16 protein-coding genes are annotated in these 16,775 nt (G+C 35.1%); 9 read left to right on the forward strand and 7 right to left on the reverse strand.

The annotated features are described in order from the left end of the window. Window positions 1-98: 98 nt before the first annotated feature. Window positions 99-1,679, reverse strand: a complete 1,581-nt coding sequence (locus BUR19_RS04420; RefSeq protein WP_074233690.1) for an ATP-dependent DNA ligase — start codon at window positions 1,677-1,679, stop codon at window positions 99-101. Next, window positions 1,676-2,701 carry a ligase-associated DNA damage response exonuclease gene (locus BUR19_RS04425; protein WP_074233691.1) on the reverse strand — a complete coding sequence of 342 codons (1,026 nt, stop codon included), beginning with the start codon at window positions 2,699-2,701 and terminating at the stop codon, window positions 1,676-1,678. The genes BUR19_RS04420 and BUR19_RS04425 overlap by 4 nt, the downstream gene beginning before the upstream one ends. 85 nt (window positions 2,702-2,786) lie before the next feature. Here BUR19_RS04425 and BUR19_RS04430 point away from each other — a divergent pair, with 85 nt between their 5' ends. The 3 genes from BUR19_RS04430 to BUR19_RS04440 all read left to right on the forward strand — a co-directional run bounded on the left by BUR19_RS04430 (window position 2,787) and on the right by BUR19_RS04440 (window position 4,836). After that, entirely contained in the window at window positions 2,787-3,395 is a 609-nt protein-coding gene (locus BUR19_RS04430) for a Crp/Fnr family transcriptional regulator (RefSeq protein ID WP_074233692.1), read from the forward strand. Window positions 3,396-3,484: 89 nt separating this feature from the next. Then, window positions 3,485-4,132: an NADPH-dependent F420 reductase gene (locus BUR19_RS04435; protein ID WP_139297260.1), complete on the forward strand. Its 648-nt coding sequence runs from the start codon at window positions 3,485-3,487 to the stop codon at window positions 4,130-4,132. Beyond that, window positions 4,132-4,836, forward strand: coding sequence for a hypothetical protein (locus BUR19_RS04440; RefSeq protein WP_139297261.1), 705 nt, complete (start codon window positions 4,132-4,134; stop codon window positions 4,834-4,836). The genes BUR19_RS04435 and BUR19_RS04440 overlap by 1 nt, the downstream gene beginning before the upstream one ends. Before the next feature lie 90 nt (window positions 4,837-4,926). Here the strand turns inward: BUR19_RS04440 and BUR19_RS04445 are convergent, their stop codons facing one another. Then, a complete protein-coding gene (locus BUR19_RS04445) occupies window positions 4,927-5,433 on the reverse strand; it encodes a pyridoxamine 5'-phosphate oxidase family protein (protein WP_074233693.1) in 507 nt (168 codons plus the stop codon). Between the two features lie 34 nt (window positions 5,434-5,467). Beyond that, window positions 5,468-6,331, reverse strand: a complete 864-nt coding sequence (locus BUR19_RS04450) for an SDR family oxidoreductase (RefSeq protein ID WP_074233694.1) — start codon at window positions 6,329-6,331, stop codon at window positions 5,468-5,470. 252 nt (window positions 6,332-6,583) lie between these two features. On the opposite strand from BUR19_RS04450, the gene BUR19_RS04455 reads away from it, so the two are divergent. Both BUR19_RS04455 and pheA read left to right on the forward strand, forming a co-directional pair. Continuing rightward, entirely contained in the window at window positions 6,584-7,372 is a 789-nt protein-coding gene (locus tag BUR19_RS04455; protein WP_074233695.1) for a DUF2490 domain-containing protein, read from the forward strand. Window positions 7,373-7,388: 16 nt separating this feature from the next. Continuing rightward, the gene (gene pheA, locus BUR19_RS04460; protein ID WP_074233696.1) at window positions 7,389-8,237 is read left to right on the forward strand and encodes a prephenate dehydratase; all 849 of its coding nucleotides are present in this window, start codon (window positions 7,389-7,391) and stop codon (window positions 8,235-8,237) included. Here pheA and BUR19_RS04465 read toward each other — a convergent pair. From BUR19_RS04465 to BUR19_RS04475, 3 genes are read right to left on the reverse strand one after another with little or no spacing between them, the layout of a single operon-like run. Beyond that, window positions 8,234-8,857: an HD domain-containing protein gene (locus BUR19_RS04465; RefSeq protein WP_074233697.1), complete on the reverse strand. Its 624-nt coding sequence runs from the start codon at window positions 8,855-8,857 to the stop codon at window positions 8,234-8,236. The two genes, pheA and BUR19_RS04465, sit on opposite strands and share 4 nt — an antisense overlap. A gap of 10 nt (window positions 8,858-8,867) precedes the next feature. Next, window positions 8,868-9,593, reverse strand: coding sequence for a hypothetical protein (locus BUR19_RS04470; RefSeq protein WP_074233698.1), 726 nt, complete (start codon window positions 9,591-9,593; stop codon window positions 8,868-8,870). After that, a complete protein-coding gene (locus tag BUR19_RS04475; protein ID WP_074233699.1) occupies window positions 9,583-10,992 on the reverse strand; it encodes an APC family permease in 1,410 nt (469 codons plus the stop codon). The genes BUR19_RS04470 and BUR19_RS04475 overlap by 11 nt, the downstream gene beginning before the upstream one ends. Window positions 10,993-11,526: 534 nt before the next feature. On the opposite strand from BUR19_RS04475, the gene BUR19_RS04480 reads away from it, so the two are divergent. From BUR19_RS04480 to BUR19_RS19230, 4 genes are all read left to right on the forward strand, one after another. After that, a complete protein-coding gene (locus BUR19_RS04480) occupies window positions 11,527-12,609 on the forward strand; it encodes a DUF6688 domain-containing protein (protein WP_074233700.1) in 1,083 nt (360 codons plus the stop codon). A gap of 25 nt (window positions 12,610-12,634) precedes the next feature. Beyond that, window positions 12,635-13,168 carry a hypothetical protein gene (locus tag BUR19_RS04485; protein WP_074233701.1) on the forward strand — a complete coding sequence of 178 codons (534 nt, stop codon included), beginning with the start codon at window positions 12,635-12,637 and terminating at the stop codon, window positions 13,166-13,168. Between the two features lie 73 nt (window positions 13,169-13,241). After that, a complete protein-coding gene (locus tag BUR19_RS04490; protein ID WP_074233702.1) occupies window positions 13,242-14,321 on the forward strand; it encodes a glycosyltransferase family 2 protein in 1,080 nt (359 codons plus the stop codon). A gap of 390 nt (window positions 14,322-14,711) precedes the next feature. Then, complete coding sequence (locus BUR19_RS19230) at window positions 14,712-16,766, forward strand: collagen-like domain-containing protein (protein ID WP_083600639.1); 2,055 nt, start codon at window positions 14,712-14,714, stop codon at window positions 16,764-16,766. Window positions 16,767-16,775: the final 9 nt, after the last annotated feature.

Here is a 16,775-nt window from a genome sequence, read left to right on the forward strand (position 1 = left end):
TTTTGAAAAGTTCAAAAAAGCGTTATTCTAGACTTTTTTGCACTTTCAGCAAGAATCACTTTAAACTTTAGCTTTTGTTACTTTTGTGGTTTATATTTTTACTGTATCAATTTCTTAATTTCTTCAATATCATCAATCTCATCCACAGTTTTATCTTTCCGCCATCTTAAAATCCTCGGAAAACGCAGTGCAACACCACTTTTGTGTCGGTTGCTGAAACCAATTCCTTCAAATGCAATTTCGAAAACCAGTTCAGGTTTTACAGTTCGGACTGGACCGAATTTTTCAATTGCATTTTTATTCACAAATTTGCTCACTTCCATTATTTCTTTGTCGGTCAATCCGGAATAGGCTTTTGCAATAGTAACTAATTTATCGCCACTTTTCACAGCAAAACTGTAATCGGTGTAATAAGCGCTCCGTCGTCCGCTTCCTTTTTGAGCGTAAATCAGCACGGCATCAATTGTCAACGGATTGATTTTCCATTTCCACCAATCGCCTTTTTTTCGTCCTGAATGATAGTGAGAGTTTTTCTGCTTCAGCATCAGACCTTCACTGTTGATTTCTCTGGAATTTTCTCTGATTTGGTTTAAATCTTCCCAGTTTTCAAAATCAATGGCTTGAGAAATTTTGATGTTTTCAGGATTTTCATTTAATAATAATTCTTCCAGCATTGCCCGTCTTGCCGAGATTGGTTTTTCCCGTAAATCTGTTCCTTCCAGTTCCAAAATATCATATGCAAAAACTTCAATCGGAATTTCTGCGAGCATTTTTTTTGTTAAGGTTTTGCGGTTTAATCGTTTCTGTAATTCGTTAAAATTTAAAACATTACCTTCTTTTACCGCAAGTATTTCTCCGTCAATCACAAAATTACCTTTCATATTCTGGACAACTTCTTTGATTTCGGGAAATTGTTCGGTAACCAATTCTTCTCCACGAGACCAGATAAAAACTTCATCATTCCGTCTGATGATTTGTCCACGGATTCCGTCCCACTTATATTCGATGAGCCATTCTTCAGGTTTTCCTAAATCTTCCAAGTCTTTTTCAAGCGGATAAGCCAAACAAAAAGGATAAGGTTTTGAATTATCTGGATTAATGTTTTCAGCCGAAATCAATTCCTTAAAATTTACTTCATCAGGTTGCCATTTTCCCATCAAACTGTGCATCAGCGTGCTTGCTTCCTGTCCGGAAAATTTTGTCAACGCATTAATCAAAGTTTTATCTGAAACTCCGATTCTGAAACTTCCACCCAATAATTTATTGAAAATCAATCGTTCTGTGTAATCCAAACCGTTCCAGGAATTCAGAACGAATTCTTTCTTTTCCGCATCTGATTTATTTTTTAAACCGACGATTTCATTCATCCATTCAGATAAAGATTTCTCGATTTTTTCTGTTGGTGGCGGAAGAATCAATGACAACGTTTCGCCCAAATCTCCGACCGAAGAATAACTCTCCTGAAATAGCCAAAATGGTAATTGTGTAATTTCCAACGCCCATTCTTTCATATAATTGGTGTTCACGTTACGCTTTGGTCTTTTTCCTGTAAATAAAGCGATAAACCAAAGTTTGTCATCATCCGGCGCTCGTTCCAGATAATCAATGATTGCATCGATTTTAGCATTGGTTTTATTGGTGCTTTCGAGTGCGTTGATGAGTTCTGCGAAATTTTTCATACGTCAGAATTTTCGATGGTTTCTTTTTCAGTTACCTCTTCATCATCATCTCCATAAAGTGTTTCCACAACATCAGATTTAATTCCGATTTCGTTTAAATATTTCGAAAAAACTTCGGTTTGTCCGTGTGTAACGTGTACGATTTCTGCTTCCGTTGCTTTCACAGCTTCCAGCAAACCTTTCCAGTCTGCGTGGTCGCTCATCGGGAAACCAGCGTCCATACTTCGCCATCTTCTGGCACCACGAACCTGCATCCAGCCGGAACAAATCGCTGTTGCGGCATCAGGAATTTTCTTAATCACATTGCTGTCAACCAAAGCTGGCGGAACAATGACAATATCGCCGGAAACGTGTTTGATGTTTTCCCTGAAATCGGGAACTTCATAATCTGGAAGTACGATTCCGACTTCTTCAAAGGCTTTATTTAATTTACCAATCGAGTAGTGAACGTGGATTTTTCCCATTCCTTCAACGGCTTTCATTATCCGCTGTGCTTTACCCAAAGAATAACCGATGAAAACAGAAGTTTTCTGATTTTCTTGGTTTCTCAAAACCCAGTTCTGAAGTCTTTTATTCAAATCCGGAACTTCGAGCCAATTGTAAATAGGAAGCCCGAAAGTACTTTCTGTGACAAATTCGTTACATTTTACCAATTCGAAAGGCGTGCTCAAGCCATCATCCTGAACTTTGTAATCTCCGGAAATCACACTAATATAACCTTTGTATTCCAACCGAATCTGAGCCGAACCAATGATATGTCCAGCCGGATGAAGCGAAAGTTTCACACCGTTGATATTGAGAACTTCGCCATATTGCAAAGTCTGGCACTCAATATCTTCAGCAATTCTTTTCTTTAAAATCGGTTTTGTGAAATGATGACAAAGGTATTTTTTCATTCCCCAACGGGCGTGGTCGGCGTGACCGTGCGTTATGACCGCATAATCTACGGGTCGCCAAGGGTCAATATAAAATTTCCCCTGTGGACAGTAAATACCTTTGTTTGTGAATGTGATGAGTTTCAAAATGGGTGTTTGGTTTAGAATTTACTATTCAAAAAGCTAACCAATTGTTAAAACTTAGTTTAAATTTGTTCTGTAAAAATTACAGATGAAAGAAAATCTGCTTCAAGCTTCCACAGAGCCTTTGCTTAATTATTTCAATAAAACGATTCCTTTGAATGCTGAGGAAACTCAACTTGTAACAGAACTTTTCAAATCGAGACTTTACAGAAAAAAACAGTTTGTTTTGCAGGAAAATGATGTCTGCAATCAATTTAATTTTGTGGTTCGTGGCTGTTTGAGAATGTATAAAATTGACGAAAAAGGAAATACGCATATTCTGCAATTTGCTTCAGAAAACTGGTGGATGATTGATATCGGAAGCTTTCATCAGAAAAAACCTTCAGAATTGTGCATTGATGCGCTGGAAGATACGATGGTTCTTCAAATAAGTTATGAAAATTTAATCAAACTTTATACTTCGGCTCCGAAATTTGACAGAATTTTCAGGGTTTTAATTGAAAACAGTTTTGTCACCCTGCAAAATCGTCTGCTTCAAAACATCAGCTCAACTGCCGAAGAGCGTTATCTTTCTTTTCTTGACAGGTATTCTCATCTTTCTAACCGACTACCACAAACCCAAATCGCTTCATTTTTGGGAATTACGCCCGAGTTTTTAAGTAAACTAAAAGCAAAATTACTTAAAGAAAAATCTTAATCCAGATTAAGACTATTTCTTAATTCAGTTCATTGGAAAAAGCCTTCTTTCTGATGGAAATTTGCATTATAATTTTAAAAGAAATCATAATGACAACATCAAAAATTGCCGTCATCGGCTTAGGGAATATCGGACAAGCAGTTGCCGGAAATCTTGCAAAATCACAAAGAGAATTTTTCGTTGCGGACAGAAATCTTGAAAAAGCAAAAGAATTTTCTGCAAATTTGGGAAACAAAGCACAGCCAATTGACATTGAAAGTGCTGTAAAAAATGCACAAATTTTAATTTTAGCTATTCCGTTTGAAGCAATTGAAGGATTTTTAAAGGAATATGCGGAAGATTTGAAAGGGAAAATCATTGTTGACCCTTCCAACCCAATTGCTCCGGATGAAAATGGAGGTTTCAAAAAAATCATTGGAGAAAATGAATCTGCCGGAGAAATCAATTCAAAATTTTTACCTGAAAATGCAAAGTTAGTGAAGGCTTTAGGAACTCTTGGAGCGGTCTCTTTATCAGAATCTGCTTATCAAAATCCGGAAAAATCAGTTTTATTCTATGCTACAGATGATGAAAGTATCAATTTTGAAGTGGAAGATTTAATAAAAGATAATGGTTTTGAACCTTTAAGAATCGGTGACATAAATCAATCCATAAGAATTGAAGTTTTTGGCGACCTGCACGAGTTTGGAGCGTTGGGAAAACCTGTTACATTAACCGAAGCAAAAGGAAAAATATAATGTTTAAGAAAAAAGTATTATCATTAACAATTATCGCCGTGACTTTTACAACACTTTCTGCTCAAACAATACAATTTGAAAATAAAGAATTTGAAATTTCTAATGTAAAAGCTTCTGTCATTGACTTTGAAGGTCATAAAGTTTTAAAGCTTAAAAGAGATTTAGACAAAATACCTTTTGTCGTGAATCATCTTGAAAATACCGTGGACGAAGCAACTTTCGTAAAATTAGCCAACGCAAACATCGAAAACGGAATCATTGAGGTAAAAATGTACAGCCAGATTCAAAACCCTTCTCCATTTGAGTTTGCACAGGGTTTTATAGGTTTAGCTTTTAATATTAATAAAGATAATTCTGCTTTTGAATCGATTTATTTGAGACCAAAAGCAGCAAGGTCTGAACAGCAGTTTACGAGAAATCACAGCGTGCAATATTATGCTTATCCGGATTTTAAATTTGAAAAATTGAGACAACCGGAATTCAAAGGACAATATGAAACGTACGCAGATTCAGGTTTAAATGAATGGATTACAATACGAATTGAACTCAAAGATGGAAAAGCATATCTATTTGTAAATAATCAAAAACACCCGTCATTTGCTGTGAATGAACGAAAAGGAAAAACGCAATCAGGAAGTATCGGACTTTGGGTTGATATTGGAACGATTGGCTATTTTAAAGATTTAAAAATTACGAAACTTTGAAAAAAGTTTGATTTTTTAAGTTAACTTAATAATGAAAAAACTCCAAAAAAATTATTTTTTGTTGGAGTTTTATAGGATTGATGGAAATTATTAAATCGTTGCGGTTCCTTCAACTCCGTCAGAATTGTCGGTTTTACTTCCGCTGATTGCAGCTGCTGCAAAACTTAAAAGACTAACTAATTTTCCTGCTTTTGTGTCCCAATAATAAGTTTCTTTCGGTTCAACTCGGATGATGGAAACATTCGGGTCGTCTTTTCCGTCAAACCAAGCGTTTGCCATTGGCGACCACTTTTCTTCGATGGTTGCGCGGTCTGTGTAAACAAAGGCTTCCCCATAGATAGACAGATATTCGGAGTCGCTGTTGTTCATAAAATAAAGTTGTACGCGATTATCTTCCTTGATTTCGAAATTTTTATTGCTTGTTTCGCTACTGATGAACCAAAGATTTCCATTGTCGTCGGTTTCCTGCAAAGACATTGGTCTCGAATTGACTGGTAATCTGTCTAGTTCTGTGGCGAACATACAAATCCTGGCTTTTTCAGATAGTTCCTTAATTTTTTTAATTGCTTCTTGCTGTGTAAGATTTTCTGTAGACATAATGTTTTATTTTTAGTGATTTATAAATTTTAAATTATCCATTAACAATTTCCCCGCCATTCGGATGTAAGACTTGACCGCTTATATATCTGGAATCGTCGCTGGCTAAAAATAGAAAACTTGGAGCCACCTCATTGGGCTGTCCCGCACGCTTCATTGGCGAATCACTCCCGAATTCAGAATTCTTTTTGGGCTTGAAAGATGATGCAATTAGTGGTGTCCAGATTGGACCAGGTGCAACAGCATTTACTCGGATTCCTTTATCAACCAAATTAGCGGAAAGACTTCTTGTAAAAGAAATGATGGCACCTTTTGTAGCAGAATAGTCTATTAATTTTGGACTTCCTCGGTAAGCGGTTACGGATGAAGTGTTGATAATACTTGCACCTTTATTTAAATAAGGTAATGCATATTTTGTAACCCAGAAATAAGAAAAAACATTATTCTGAAATGTTCTTATCAATTGGTCTGTAGAAATTTCTTCAATAGATTCTGATTCCCAGTGTAGACCAGCATTATTGATGATAATATCGATTTTATTGTGAATCTTTATTGAAGTTTCGATTACTTTTTTACAATGATTTTCTTTTCCCAAATCTCCTTTTATCAAAGTGCATTTTCTGGAATAAGCTTCTACTTCTTTTTGAGTTTCTTTTGCATCTTTGGTCTCGCTGAGATAAGCGATAATAATATCGGCGCCTTCTTTTGCAAACAGAAGCGCAACTGCTTTCCCGATCCCACTGTCTCCGCCTGTAATTAAAGCGACTTTATTTTTTAATTTTCCTTCTTTCGGATAATTGATTGGATCAGTTTCAGGAATTGGATTCATTTTCTTTTCCAATCCCGGCCGTCTTTGTTTTTGCTTAGGTCTTATTTTCTTTTTCGTCTCCTTTTCCATTTTTTACTTTTCGGAATAATTACAAATAATGTGCTATTTGTAAAATGTGTTGAAAATTGTTTTTGATTTAAGAAAAAATACAAACATCATAGAAACTAATTAGATTTTAACGAAGTTAAAATCTAAGTGCCTTAAAATTATTGCTGTCTTTTTAAATATTTTGTGCCTTTGCCTTAAAACAAAACACAGTTTAACCAATTTGCTTTTGCCTTTCTGAATCCCTATTTTTGCTGAAATCGATAACAATTCAATATGGTTTTCACTAAAGCAAAATTATTCTTTAGCGCATTATTTTTAGTTTTAATTTCAAATTCATTTTCCGCACAAAACCGAATCAGCAACCACAACAATATTGGCTGGTACGCTTACAACGGAACTTTCAAATTAGATTCCAGATTTTCCATCCACACCGAATATCAGTGGAGACGAAATGATTATATCACAACCTGGCAACAGAGTCTTTTGCGTCTGGGAATCAATTATCAGGCAAACCCGAATCTGCAATTACGACTTGGTTATGCTTGGGCAGAGACTTTTCCTTACGGCGAAATCCCGTTGAACGGAATGGGGAAAGACTTCACAGAACATAGGATTTACGAAATGACAACTGTGACGGACAAGATTGGAAAAATCGATTTGTCACACCGTTTTATACTGGAACAACGCTGGGTTGGGAGATATTCTAATGCCAATCTGACCTCGGAAGACCAATATCCTTTTATGAACAGAGCGCGGTATATGATTCGTTTGCAAATGCCTTTGAAAGGAACTTCGATTGCATCAAAAACGCCTTATGTTGCAGTTTATGATGAGGTGATGATTGGATTCGGGAAAAATGTCGGTGAGAATGTTTTTGACCAAAACCGAATCGGAGTTTTGTTAGGTTATAAATTTAATGATTTGGTGAGAGTAGAAGGTGGTTATCTGAATCAGATTGTACAGTTGGGAAGGGAAGTGGAAGGCAAAAATGTGTTCCAGTACAACAATGGTTTTATTGTAAGTGCAAATTTTAATTTTGATTTCTCCAAAAAATCAGAATAATCTTTAATTTCGCAGTATGAAAATAGCATTCTTAGGACCCGAAGCCTCTTTTACGCAGTTGACCGCGACTCAATTATTCCCAAACGAAGAATTGATTCCGAAAGCTAATATTTTAGATTGCTTTCTTGCGGTTCAGAATAATGAAGTTGATAAAGCGGTTGTTCCTTTGGAAAACTCGATAGAAGGGACGGTTTCTATGACTTTGGATTATCTTTATCAGACACCTGAAATCCGAGTTGAAGCTGAAGCTGTAATGCCGATTGCGCATCATTTGATGATTCATCCAAGTCAAGAAAATGATAACCCGATTGAGAAAATCTATTCTCATCCGCAGGCTTTAGCTCAAAGCTTTCATTCATTGAATAAAAATTATCCAGACGTTCCGAAACAGGAGTTCGCTTCTACGGCAGCTGCTGCAAAACGTGTTTCTGAAAATCCGGATAGAAAAATTGCAGCTGTTGCAAACAAATTTGCTGCAGAATTATACGGATTGAGAATCATTAACGGCAATATTCACGATGTTGAAGAGAATCATACGAGATTCATTGTTATTTCTAAAAGTGAGGAAAGTTTTGACAGCGATTTAAACAGTTCCGGAAAGAAAACCGGACTTTTGATTACGCTTCCTCAAGACCACGCCGGTGGACTTCATCAGGTTTTATCGGTTTTTGCGTGGCGAAATATGAACCTTAGCAAAATCGAATCCCGAACTTTGAAAACCAAACTCGGTAATTATTTCTTTTTTGTAACCGTTGTTGGAGATTGGAATAATGTGCTTTACATTAATTCGATTGATGAATTGAGAGCGATTGGCGCTGATGTTAAGTTTTTGGGGAATTATAAGGAGTTTTTGTTGGAGAGTTAAATAATCTCTAATTCTCTTTGAATATTTTCTCTTGCTTTTTCTTCATATTTACCTTTGAAATAATCTGTTTTGAAAATTTCTTCGAATTCTAAAAAGTGAATCAATACTTTTTTGCGCCCAGGCTTATACATAAAGTCTGGATAAATTGAATATTCTTTTCGGATTTGTTGGGTGTAATTTTCGTAGATTTTCCAATCTTGACCGAGAATTGCTAAGTCTGCATCAAGGAGAAAATTGGTGTCAGAATCTTCACTTTTTTTGTGGGATTTTGTTGCAAGAATTTGATTGTAAATTAGAGTTATTTTTTCTTGAGGAATATTTAGTTTTTCAAGTCTGATTTTTGCTATTTCTGCACTTTTTTCTTCGTTGTCTTTTGATGTCGCTTTGTAAATAATGTCGTGATAGAAAATGGAGAAATGTAAAGAATCACAATCTGAAATTTTATCATTCACTTCTTCCAATTCAAGAATCATATTTTCAAGATGAATGAGATTGTGATATTTTCTGCTTTTCTGAGAATAAGATTTTTCTATTTCTTTCCAATAATCAGTTTTTAATATTTCATTATCGGAATATTTTGAGATTAAATTTGAAAAAATTGAATTTAAATTTATCGACATTATTTAAGAATTAAAAATCTAAAAATAATAGATATTCTGAGTTAGGATTTTCTTCAATCCTAATATTTTTCTTTATTAATGTCAGCATTTTCCTTTCATTAATTCCAATTTTTTTTATGGACTGTATTTCTACAATATTATTTTCAGAATCTATCTTGACTTTATAAACTCCAAATTTATTTTTTATTTGTTTTCCAAAAACAGATTCAAATTCATTTGTAGTATTCTTTTCTATATTATTCCAGCCTTCTGATTTATCCTCATAATCTACAAATTTTAAATCTTTGAAGAGGTTTTTGTTTTTCTTTAAATAATGGAATTGTTTGCTGTATTTATTTACTTCATTTAGATTGTTATCATAAATTTTATACATACTGCTACAAAGAGACATAACATATTCTCCATTTTGGTTTTTATTCGTAAGAAGAAGATATTTTTCTCCAGCTTTGACAAGCTTTTCACAACCTCCAGAACGAGCATTTGTAGTGCTACCAAGGATTACTAATTCTTCAAATTTATTTCCTTTGTATAATTTGTCAAAACTTATTTTAGCTCTATAAATTCTTACACCAGACATTATGTCATTTCGCTCTTCATTTCCATAAGTTGATTCAATTGTAATAATTCCAGCAACATCAGAGTCAAAATAATCTTGAGCTATAACATCTCTTTGACATTTACAAGCTGAAAATTTAACAGATAAAAAAATTAATATCAATAAAAATTTAATCTTCATCTTGAGTGTTGTCAAGGTTAATAACTTTCTTATTAATAAAAAAATACACAGGCAACCCAAGCAAAATCAATCCCAATCCTGGCCAAGTATATTGCGGTTTATAAATGAATAACAGAATACAAAATCCCGTTCCAATCAAAAGATAGAGAATAGGCGTGAAAGGATAAAGAAAGGTTTTGTAACCTCTTTCCAGCTCAGGTTTTTTGATTCTCAGATAGATGACACCAAAAACTGTAATCATATAAAACAAAACAATCACAAATGAAATCATATCCAGCAAATCGCCGTATTGTCCACTAAGACAAAGCAAACTTGCCCAAATTCCCTGCATCCAAAGTGATTTTTCAGGAACCCCGTTTTTGTTATTTTCAACGGCTGATTTCAAGAACAATCCGTCTTTTGCCATAGTCTGGAAAACTCTTGCGCCTGCTAAAACAATTCCGTTCACACAGCCAAAAGTCGAAATCATCACAAGAATCGCAATGATAATCGTTCCTGCATTTCCGAACATTTTTTCGGCTGCAGCAACTGCAACTCTGTCATTCGCCGCAAAAGCGATAGAATCTCTGTCGAGTGCATTGAGGTAAACGAAATTCACTAAAAGATAAAGAATCATCACAGCAGAAGTTCCCAGAATCATTGCTTTTACAACGTTCTTTTTTGGATTTTCGATTTCTCCAGAAATGAAAGTTACGTTTTCCCAAGCTACAGAACTGAAAACCGAACCAACCATTGCCGCAGCAATTCCGCCCAAAACAGTTGCACCGGAAATGCTTTTCCATTCGGTTTGCTTCAGGTTTTGGAATGCATCCCAACCGAAACTCATATTAGAGCTCCAATTGGATTGAGAAATCAAAACAAAACCAAGAACAATCAAACCAAGAAGGGCGATGATTTTGGATGAAGTAAACACATTTTGAAGGATTTTACCGAACTGAACGCCTTTCGTATTTACAAATGTTAGAAACAGAATCACAACAATCGCCAGAATCTGAATCCAGGTAATTTTAAATTCGCCACTTTGAAAAATAGGAGCAGCGTCATTTAAACTTGGAATCAAGTAAGCTGTAAACTTTCCAAACGCAACAGCAACCGCAGCAATTGTTCCGGTTTGAATGACTGTGAACATTCCCCAGCCATAAAGAAATCCCATTGGTTTCCCGAAAATTTCTGTGATGTAAGTATATTGCCCGCCTGCTTTTGGAAACATTGCTGATAATTCGCCATAACTAATAGCTGCTGCTACAGTCATCACTGCAGTGATTAGCCAAACAACAATCATCCAGTAACCAGAACCGAGATTTCGCATAATGTCTGCGCTCACGATAAAAATCCCGCTTCCTATCATCGAGCCCATTACGATCATCACAGCGTCCCAAAGTTTGAGTTTCTTTTCCATAGTTTTTTATTCTTCATCAAATATAAAAACATCTTTGGTATTTTGATGACAGCGAGTGAATTAAAATAATTTTGACAAATTCTTGAGTCTGTCTATTATTTTTAAGTTTTTCAAAAAAGAGTCCTTTAAGTTTTGAGCAGTAAAAAATGTTTTTCACCTGCACTAAACATTAAAGGTTTACCAAATCCGAAAAATAAAAATAATATGAGAAAATGACGTTTCATCGTTTTTTTGCTTTTTAATAATTAAAAAAAATCAGGATCTATTATACTAATTCATATAAATTTCAGAATATTTTGTTCATTATTAAGGTTTACTTTGTTTTTCTTCATTCATTTAGTGTTCAACTCATTTATTTTCCTCTGAACAGTGACGCCAATGATGGCATTGTAACCATCGTACATCAGCACTTTTTATTCACATTTATCTTAGAATTTGATTTTAAATGTTTTATATTGATTAAGAATTTTTTCTTTTTACATTTACTTTACAAACATTTTGCTATTTATATTTTATAATTAAAGAAAGAATCTGATGTCAGAAATAGTCTTTTGTGTTTTTTGGATCTTGTTTTTGGTATTTAACTTTTTTGCGGTCAAAGCTATGGTCAACAAAAAGAAAATCTGGGGAGAGATTGTTTTATTTTTTATTTACATTCTTTCTTTGTTGTTTTTTGCATTTGGTCTTATGTTCCACACTCAGGATTATCATACAGCTATAGATCCGGTGGACGAATGCTATTCTCCTATTGGTGGGAAACACATTATCTCTTTACTTTTATATTTTTTTCTATATCATATTTCAGCTTATGTACTTTGGATCAAAAGTCGAAAAAGTCCACCCTTGTTTTTGGTATTTTGTCTGATATTCATCTACATTGGGATAATCATCAATTTTGCATTGCTACTTCAATTTAGCATTCACAATACAGAAAGTCTTAGTATTTATAAAGGTAATGACGGTAGTTTCTTCTTTGTTCCAGCAACGCTAATTAGTAATATTATCGGTATTTTACTTTTAAATAAAATTATTTCTGAGGAAAAAAATCAAGCTGAAAACAGAAGTTTCAAAAGTGTGTTTCTAAATCGATGTAATCTTTTTCTATCTCAAAAATATGAAGTTCACATTTGGGCAATTTTCTTTTTATTGCCGGTATTTTTCTTGATTACATTAATTCTGATTCTTTTTGGTCAAGATTATAATTCTATGGTCAAAGTATTTACCGATACCACAACCTGGGCATTTTCGCAGAAAACCCATCCTCCTATATTGGATCATAAAGGACATTATCTATGTACGGTTTCAGCGAAGGGAAATCCGAAACTTGTAAAACCAACCCATATCGGAAAACGTCACGGTCAACCAATTATTGTTAACAGGCAATTGCAGATTGCCAATGCTTTTGAGGAGTTGATTGCGGATTGGTCTCCAAAAATTCATCAGTTTGTAAGATCTAATTATGACAAATATGGTTATAATCTATCAATAAAAATCAATAACCAAAAAGCGTCTGATGTTACTTATGTTTTAATGAAGCCTTTAGAGTGGTTTTTTCTTTTTTGTCTTTATCTTTTCTGTGAAAAACCAGAAGCTAAAATCAAGAAACAATATTTATAAACTTCGATTAAATTGAATTGATATTATGGAGTTTTCAAACAGCAAAACATTGATTAAGATAGGCAATGCTTTCTTTGTGATCGCTTTGTTAATGATTGTTTTCTCATTTATAGACTTGTTTTTGAGAAAGTATAAGGACGTTCTAATAACAATTAATTATCAATGGATTTGGTTGGCAATCATTATAATTACTTTATTGTTTTCAGGAATACTGAGGAAATGGAAAAGATTCTTTTTGGTAATGTTTTTTGGATTTACGGTTGTTTTATTATTTCTGTATTTTTTAATTTCATCGCCATTGTCTTGTACAAAAACTATTGAGAACAGTCGCTATGAGTTGCAGGCAGATTCGAATTATTATAAAATTTACAAGAAAAATGTTTTTTATAAAGAGATGATTGCCTCCAAAAAATCAAAAATATTTTTTGAACCTAATATTAAAACAGGATTGAATTATAATTTCGAAGTTAAAAAAGTTTCGGAAACACCTGAGATAATTGTATTGGAGATAACAACAAAACAAACTGTAAAAGATACGCTTCAAAAATTACAATATTAAATTTCATTTTCGGTTATTTCTGTCATCAAGTTATTAAAACCTGTATATTTAGACCTGAAAAAACTTTTACTCTATGAAAATCAGTTTGTGTCTTATTGTCAAAAATGAAGAAGATGTTTTAGGCAGATGTCTGGAAAGTGCCAAAGATTTTGCGGACGAAATAATCATCGTTGATACTGGCTCTACTGATAAAACCAAAGAAATTGCCAAGCGATTCACAGACAATGTTTACGATTTTGAATGGATTAATGACTTCGCCGCAGCCCGTAATTTTGCGTTTTCCAAAGCAACGATGGATTATCAAATGTGGCTGGACGCCGACGATGTTGTGCCTGAAAAATCCGTTCAAGAAATCAACGATTTGAAGAAAACTCTAAGTGATGATGTTGAGATTGTGACGATGAAATATGTTTTATCATTTGATCAAAACAATAATCCTACTTTTCATTCGACACGTGAAAGATTATTTAAAAGAAGTAAAAACTATCAATGGATTGACCCAGTTCACGAATGTATCCCTTTGATTGGCAACCTGCAATATACTAATATTGAAATTTGGCATAAGAAAACCAAACAGGAAGTTGCATCTACCAGAAATATTGATATTTACAAAGCTTTGGAGAAAAGTGGGATAGAGTTTTCTCCAAGACAGCTGTATTATTATGCTCGAGAATTGAAAGATCATAACGATATCGAAAATGCAATTATCTATTATGAGAAATTTTTAGCAACAGGATTAGGTTGGATTGAAGATGTTGTAACATGTTGTCATCAGTTAGCAATTGAGTATAAAAAGATAGGAGCTGAAGGAAAAATACTCCCAACTTTACTCAAAACCTTTGAATATGACACGCCAAGACCAGAAATCTGTTGCGAGTTAGGGTATTACTATAAAGAAAAACAAAATTATAATCAGGCATTCAAATGGTTTGATTTAGCAACTAAGGTTGAGATCTATAATGACATCGGTTTCGTGTTTTCAGATTACTCTTGTTATATTCCTAATTTGGAAGCTTGTGTATGTCTTTCATTTTTAGGAGATTATCAAAAAGCTAATGAATATAATGAGAAAGCTTCTGTTTCCAGACCAGATTGTCCTTCTGTAAATCAAAATAGAAAATATTTGAAGGTAATGTTGGAGAGTTATTTATGATAAAATATTGGGATAATAAGTGAAAATGTATCCTTTCGAATGATCGAAAACCCAAAGTGGTTTAGCAATGACTCAAAAATTATTAACTAAAAAAGAAGCAACAATTAATTGTTGCTTCTTTTTATGAAATGTATACCTAAGATTCTTTTTAATATTAATTTGTATTTTTGTAAAAAATTAATATTTATTGTGAATATATTTTTTATACTTTTGTCAAAAGTATGGTAATCTACTAAACATAAAAAATAATTTCAATATAATTGATAATTATTTTATGTTTATGGCTTGATATGGTTGGTTTCTATCCAGAATAGAAGATGATAAGCTTTGAAATAATCGAAGCTTTATACAAGGATAAATTAAATATTAATAAAATAAAATTAATCAACTATGAAAAAGCTTTCTTTTTTAGCAGCTTCTCTTGTTTCAACTTTTGCATTCTCGCAAGTACAAGATGCCATGAGTTATCAAGCAATAATCAGAAATTCTAGTAACGAACTGATTAAAAGTCAGAATGTAGGGATGAAATTTTCTATATTGAAAGGTTCTCCTACAGGATCCGTTGTTTATTCGGAAACGCAAACGCAGCCAACAAACATCAATGGTTTGGTCAATGTAAAAATTGGTGCTGGAACTTTACTTAGTGGTTCTTATTCTACAATTGATTGGGGTGCGGATACTTACTTTATTAAAATCGAAACAGATCCAACAGGTTCAACAAACTATACAATAACAGGAACATCACAGTTATTAAGTGTTCCTTATGCATTGTACGCAAAAACTTCGGGAAGTTCTCTTCCCGGCCCAACAGGAGCAACAGGTCCACAAGGGCCTCAGGGTATAACTGGTGCGACTGGAGCCAATGGAGTTACAGGAGCAACGGGTTCAACTGGAGCACAAGGTATTCAAGGTGCTACAGGAGCGCAAGGTCCTCAGGGTGTTCAAGGTGTAACTGGACCAATAGGTGCGACTGGAGCTAATGGAGTTACAGGAGCAACGGGTTTAACTGGAGCACAAGGTATTCAAGGTATTACAGGAGCGCAAGGACCTCAGGGTGTTCAAGGTGTAACAGGTCCAATAGGTGCAACTGGAGCTAATGGAGTTACAGGAGCAACGGGTTCAACTGGAGCACAAGGCATTCAAGGTGTTACAGGAGCGCAAGGCCCTCAGGGTGTTCAAGGTGTGACTGGTCCAATAGGTGCAACTGGAGCTAATGGAATGACAGGAGCAACGGGTTCAACTGGAGCACAAGGTATTCAAGGTGTTACAGGAGCGCAAGGACCTCAGGGTGTTCAAGGTGTAACAGGTCCAATAGGTGCAACTGGAGCCAATGGAGTTACAGGAGCAACGGGTTCAACTGGAGCTCAAGGTATTCAAGGTGTTACAGGAGCGCAAGGTCCTCAGGGTGTTCAAGGTGTAACAGGTCCAATAGGTGCAACTGGAGCTAATGGAGTAACAGGTGCGACAGGAGTACAAGGTATCCAAGGAATCCAAGGTGTAACTGGCTCAACTGGAGCTACGGGGCCAACAGGAGCGCAAGGTATTCAAGGTGCTACAGGAGCTCAAGGCCCTCAGGGTGTTCAAGGTGTGACTGGACCAATAGGTGCAACTGGAGCTAACGGAGTAACAGGTGCGACAGGAGTACAAGGTCCACAAGGTATCCAAGGAATCCAAGGTGTAACTGGCTTAACTGGAGCTACGGGGCCAACTGGAGCGCAAGGTATTCAAGGTGCTACAGGAGCTCAAGGCATTCAGGGAATTCAAGGATTAACCGGTCCAACAGGTGCGCAAGGACCACAAGGTGTAATTGGGGCAGTTGGACCACAAGGAGTACAAGGACCACAAGGTGTAACTGGAAATACTGGTCCAACCGGAGCTACAGGAAATACTGGAGCGGGTTTTTCTAATGGTACAACAGGTGCTCAGTTGATTTTGACTAGTTCATTAGCACCTTATTCACCAGCGGTACCGGTGACTATGAGTGGCGATGTTACTATATCAGCTTCGGGTGTAACAACTATTGGAGATTCTAAAGTGACGGTCTCAAAAATATCTGCAACAGGGACTAAAGATTCTTCAACATATCTTAGAGGTGATGGAACTTGGTCCACCCCAAGCGGTGGCGGAACTGGCTTAACTGCAGTTAATGTTAGTGGTAATACAACATTGAATAATGTGAATCAGATGGTTTACATTACGGGAGCTTATACCGTTACACTTCCAGCGAACCCAAGTACTGGCTTGACAATTTATGTCTTTTCAGAAAATAAACAGGCCAATATAGATCCAAACGGCAAATCATTTCGTCAGAGCGGTAATGATTATCAGGTAACAAAAATATATGAATTTGGTAAGGATAATGGTCTTACTGCCAATAGTACTAGAACTGCAAATGCAATAGGAGTGGTACTGGTTTATAATGGAAGTAAGTGGTTTGCATACTAAACTCACAAT

It is taken from the genome of Epilithonimonas zeae (genome assembly GCF_900141765.1).
GTDB lineage: Bacteria > Bacteroidota > Bacteroidia > Flavobacteriales > Weeksellaceae > Epilithonimonas > Epilithonimonas zeae.

Bases quoted from the DNA above. Each gene is read 5' to 3' on its own strand.
- BUR19_RS04420 (WP_074233690.1), bottom strand. From the start codon at position 1,679: ATGAAAAATTTCGCAGAACTCATCAACGCACTCGAAAGCACCAATAAA.
- BUR19_RS04430 (WP_074233692.1), top strand. From the start codon at position 2,787: ATGAAAGAAAATCTGCTTCAAGCTTCCACAGAGCCTTTGCTTAATTAT.
- BUR19_RS04435 (WP_139297260.1), top strand. From the start codon at position 3,485: ATGACAACATCAAAAATTGCCGTCATCGGCTTAGGGAATATCGGACAA.
- BUR19_RS04440 (WP_139297261.1), top strand. From the start codon at position 4,132: ATGTTTAAGAAAAAAGTATTATCATTAACAATTATCGCCGTGACTTTT.
- BUR19_RS04445 (WP_074233693.1), bottom strand. From the start codon at position 5,433: ATGTCTACAGAAAATCTTACACAGCAAGAAGCAATTAAAAAAATTAAG.
- BUR19_RS04450 (WP_074233694.1), bottom strand. From the start codon at position 6,331: ATGGAAAAGGAGACGAAAAAGAAAATAAGACCTAAGCAAAAACAAAGA.
- BUR19_RS04455 (WP_074233695.1), top strand. From the start codon at position 6,584: ATGGTTTTCACTAAAGCAAAATTATTCTTTAGCGCATTATTTTTAGTT.
- pheA (WP_074233696.1), top strand. From the start codon at position 7,389: ATGAAAATAGCATTCTTAGGACCCGAAGCCTCTTTTACGCAGTTGACC.
- BUR19_RS04465 (WP_074233697.1), bottom strand. From the start codon at position 8,857: ATGTCGATAAATTTAAATTCAATTTTTTCAAATTTAATCTCAAAATAT.
- BUR19_RS04470 (WP_074233698.1), bottom strand. From the start codon at position 9,593: ATGAAGATTAAATTTTTATTGATATTAATTTTTTTATCTGTTAAATTT.
- BUR19_RS04475 (WP_074233699.1), bottom strand. From the start codon at position 10,992: ATGGAAAAGAAACTCAAACTTTGGGACGCTGTGATGATCGTAATGGGC.
- BUR19_RS04480 (WP_074233700.1), top strand. From the start codon at position 11,527: ATGTCAGAAATAGTCTTTTGTGTTTTTTGGATCTTGTTTTTGGTATTT.
- BUR19_RS04485 (WP_074233701.1), top strand. From the start codon at position 12,635: ATGGAGTTTTCAAACAGCAAAACATTGATTAAGATAGGCAATGCTTTC.
- BUR19_RS04490 (WP_074233702.1), top strand. From the start codon at position 13,242: ATGAAAATCAGTTTGTGTCTTATTGTCAAAAATGAAGAAGATGTTTTA.
- BUR19_RS19230 (WP_083600639.1), top strand. From the start codon at position 14,712: ATGAAAAAGCTTTCTTTTTTAGCAGCTTCTCTTGTTTCAACTTTTGCA.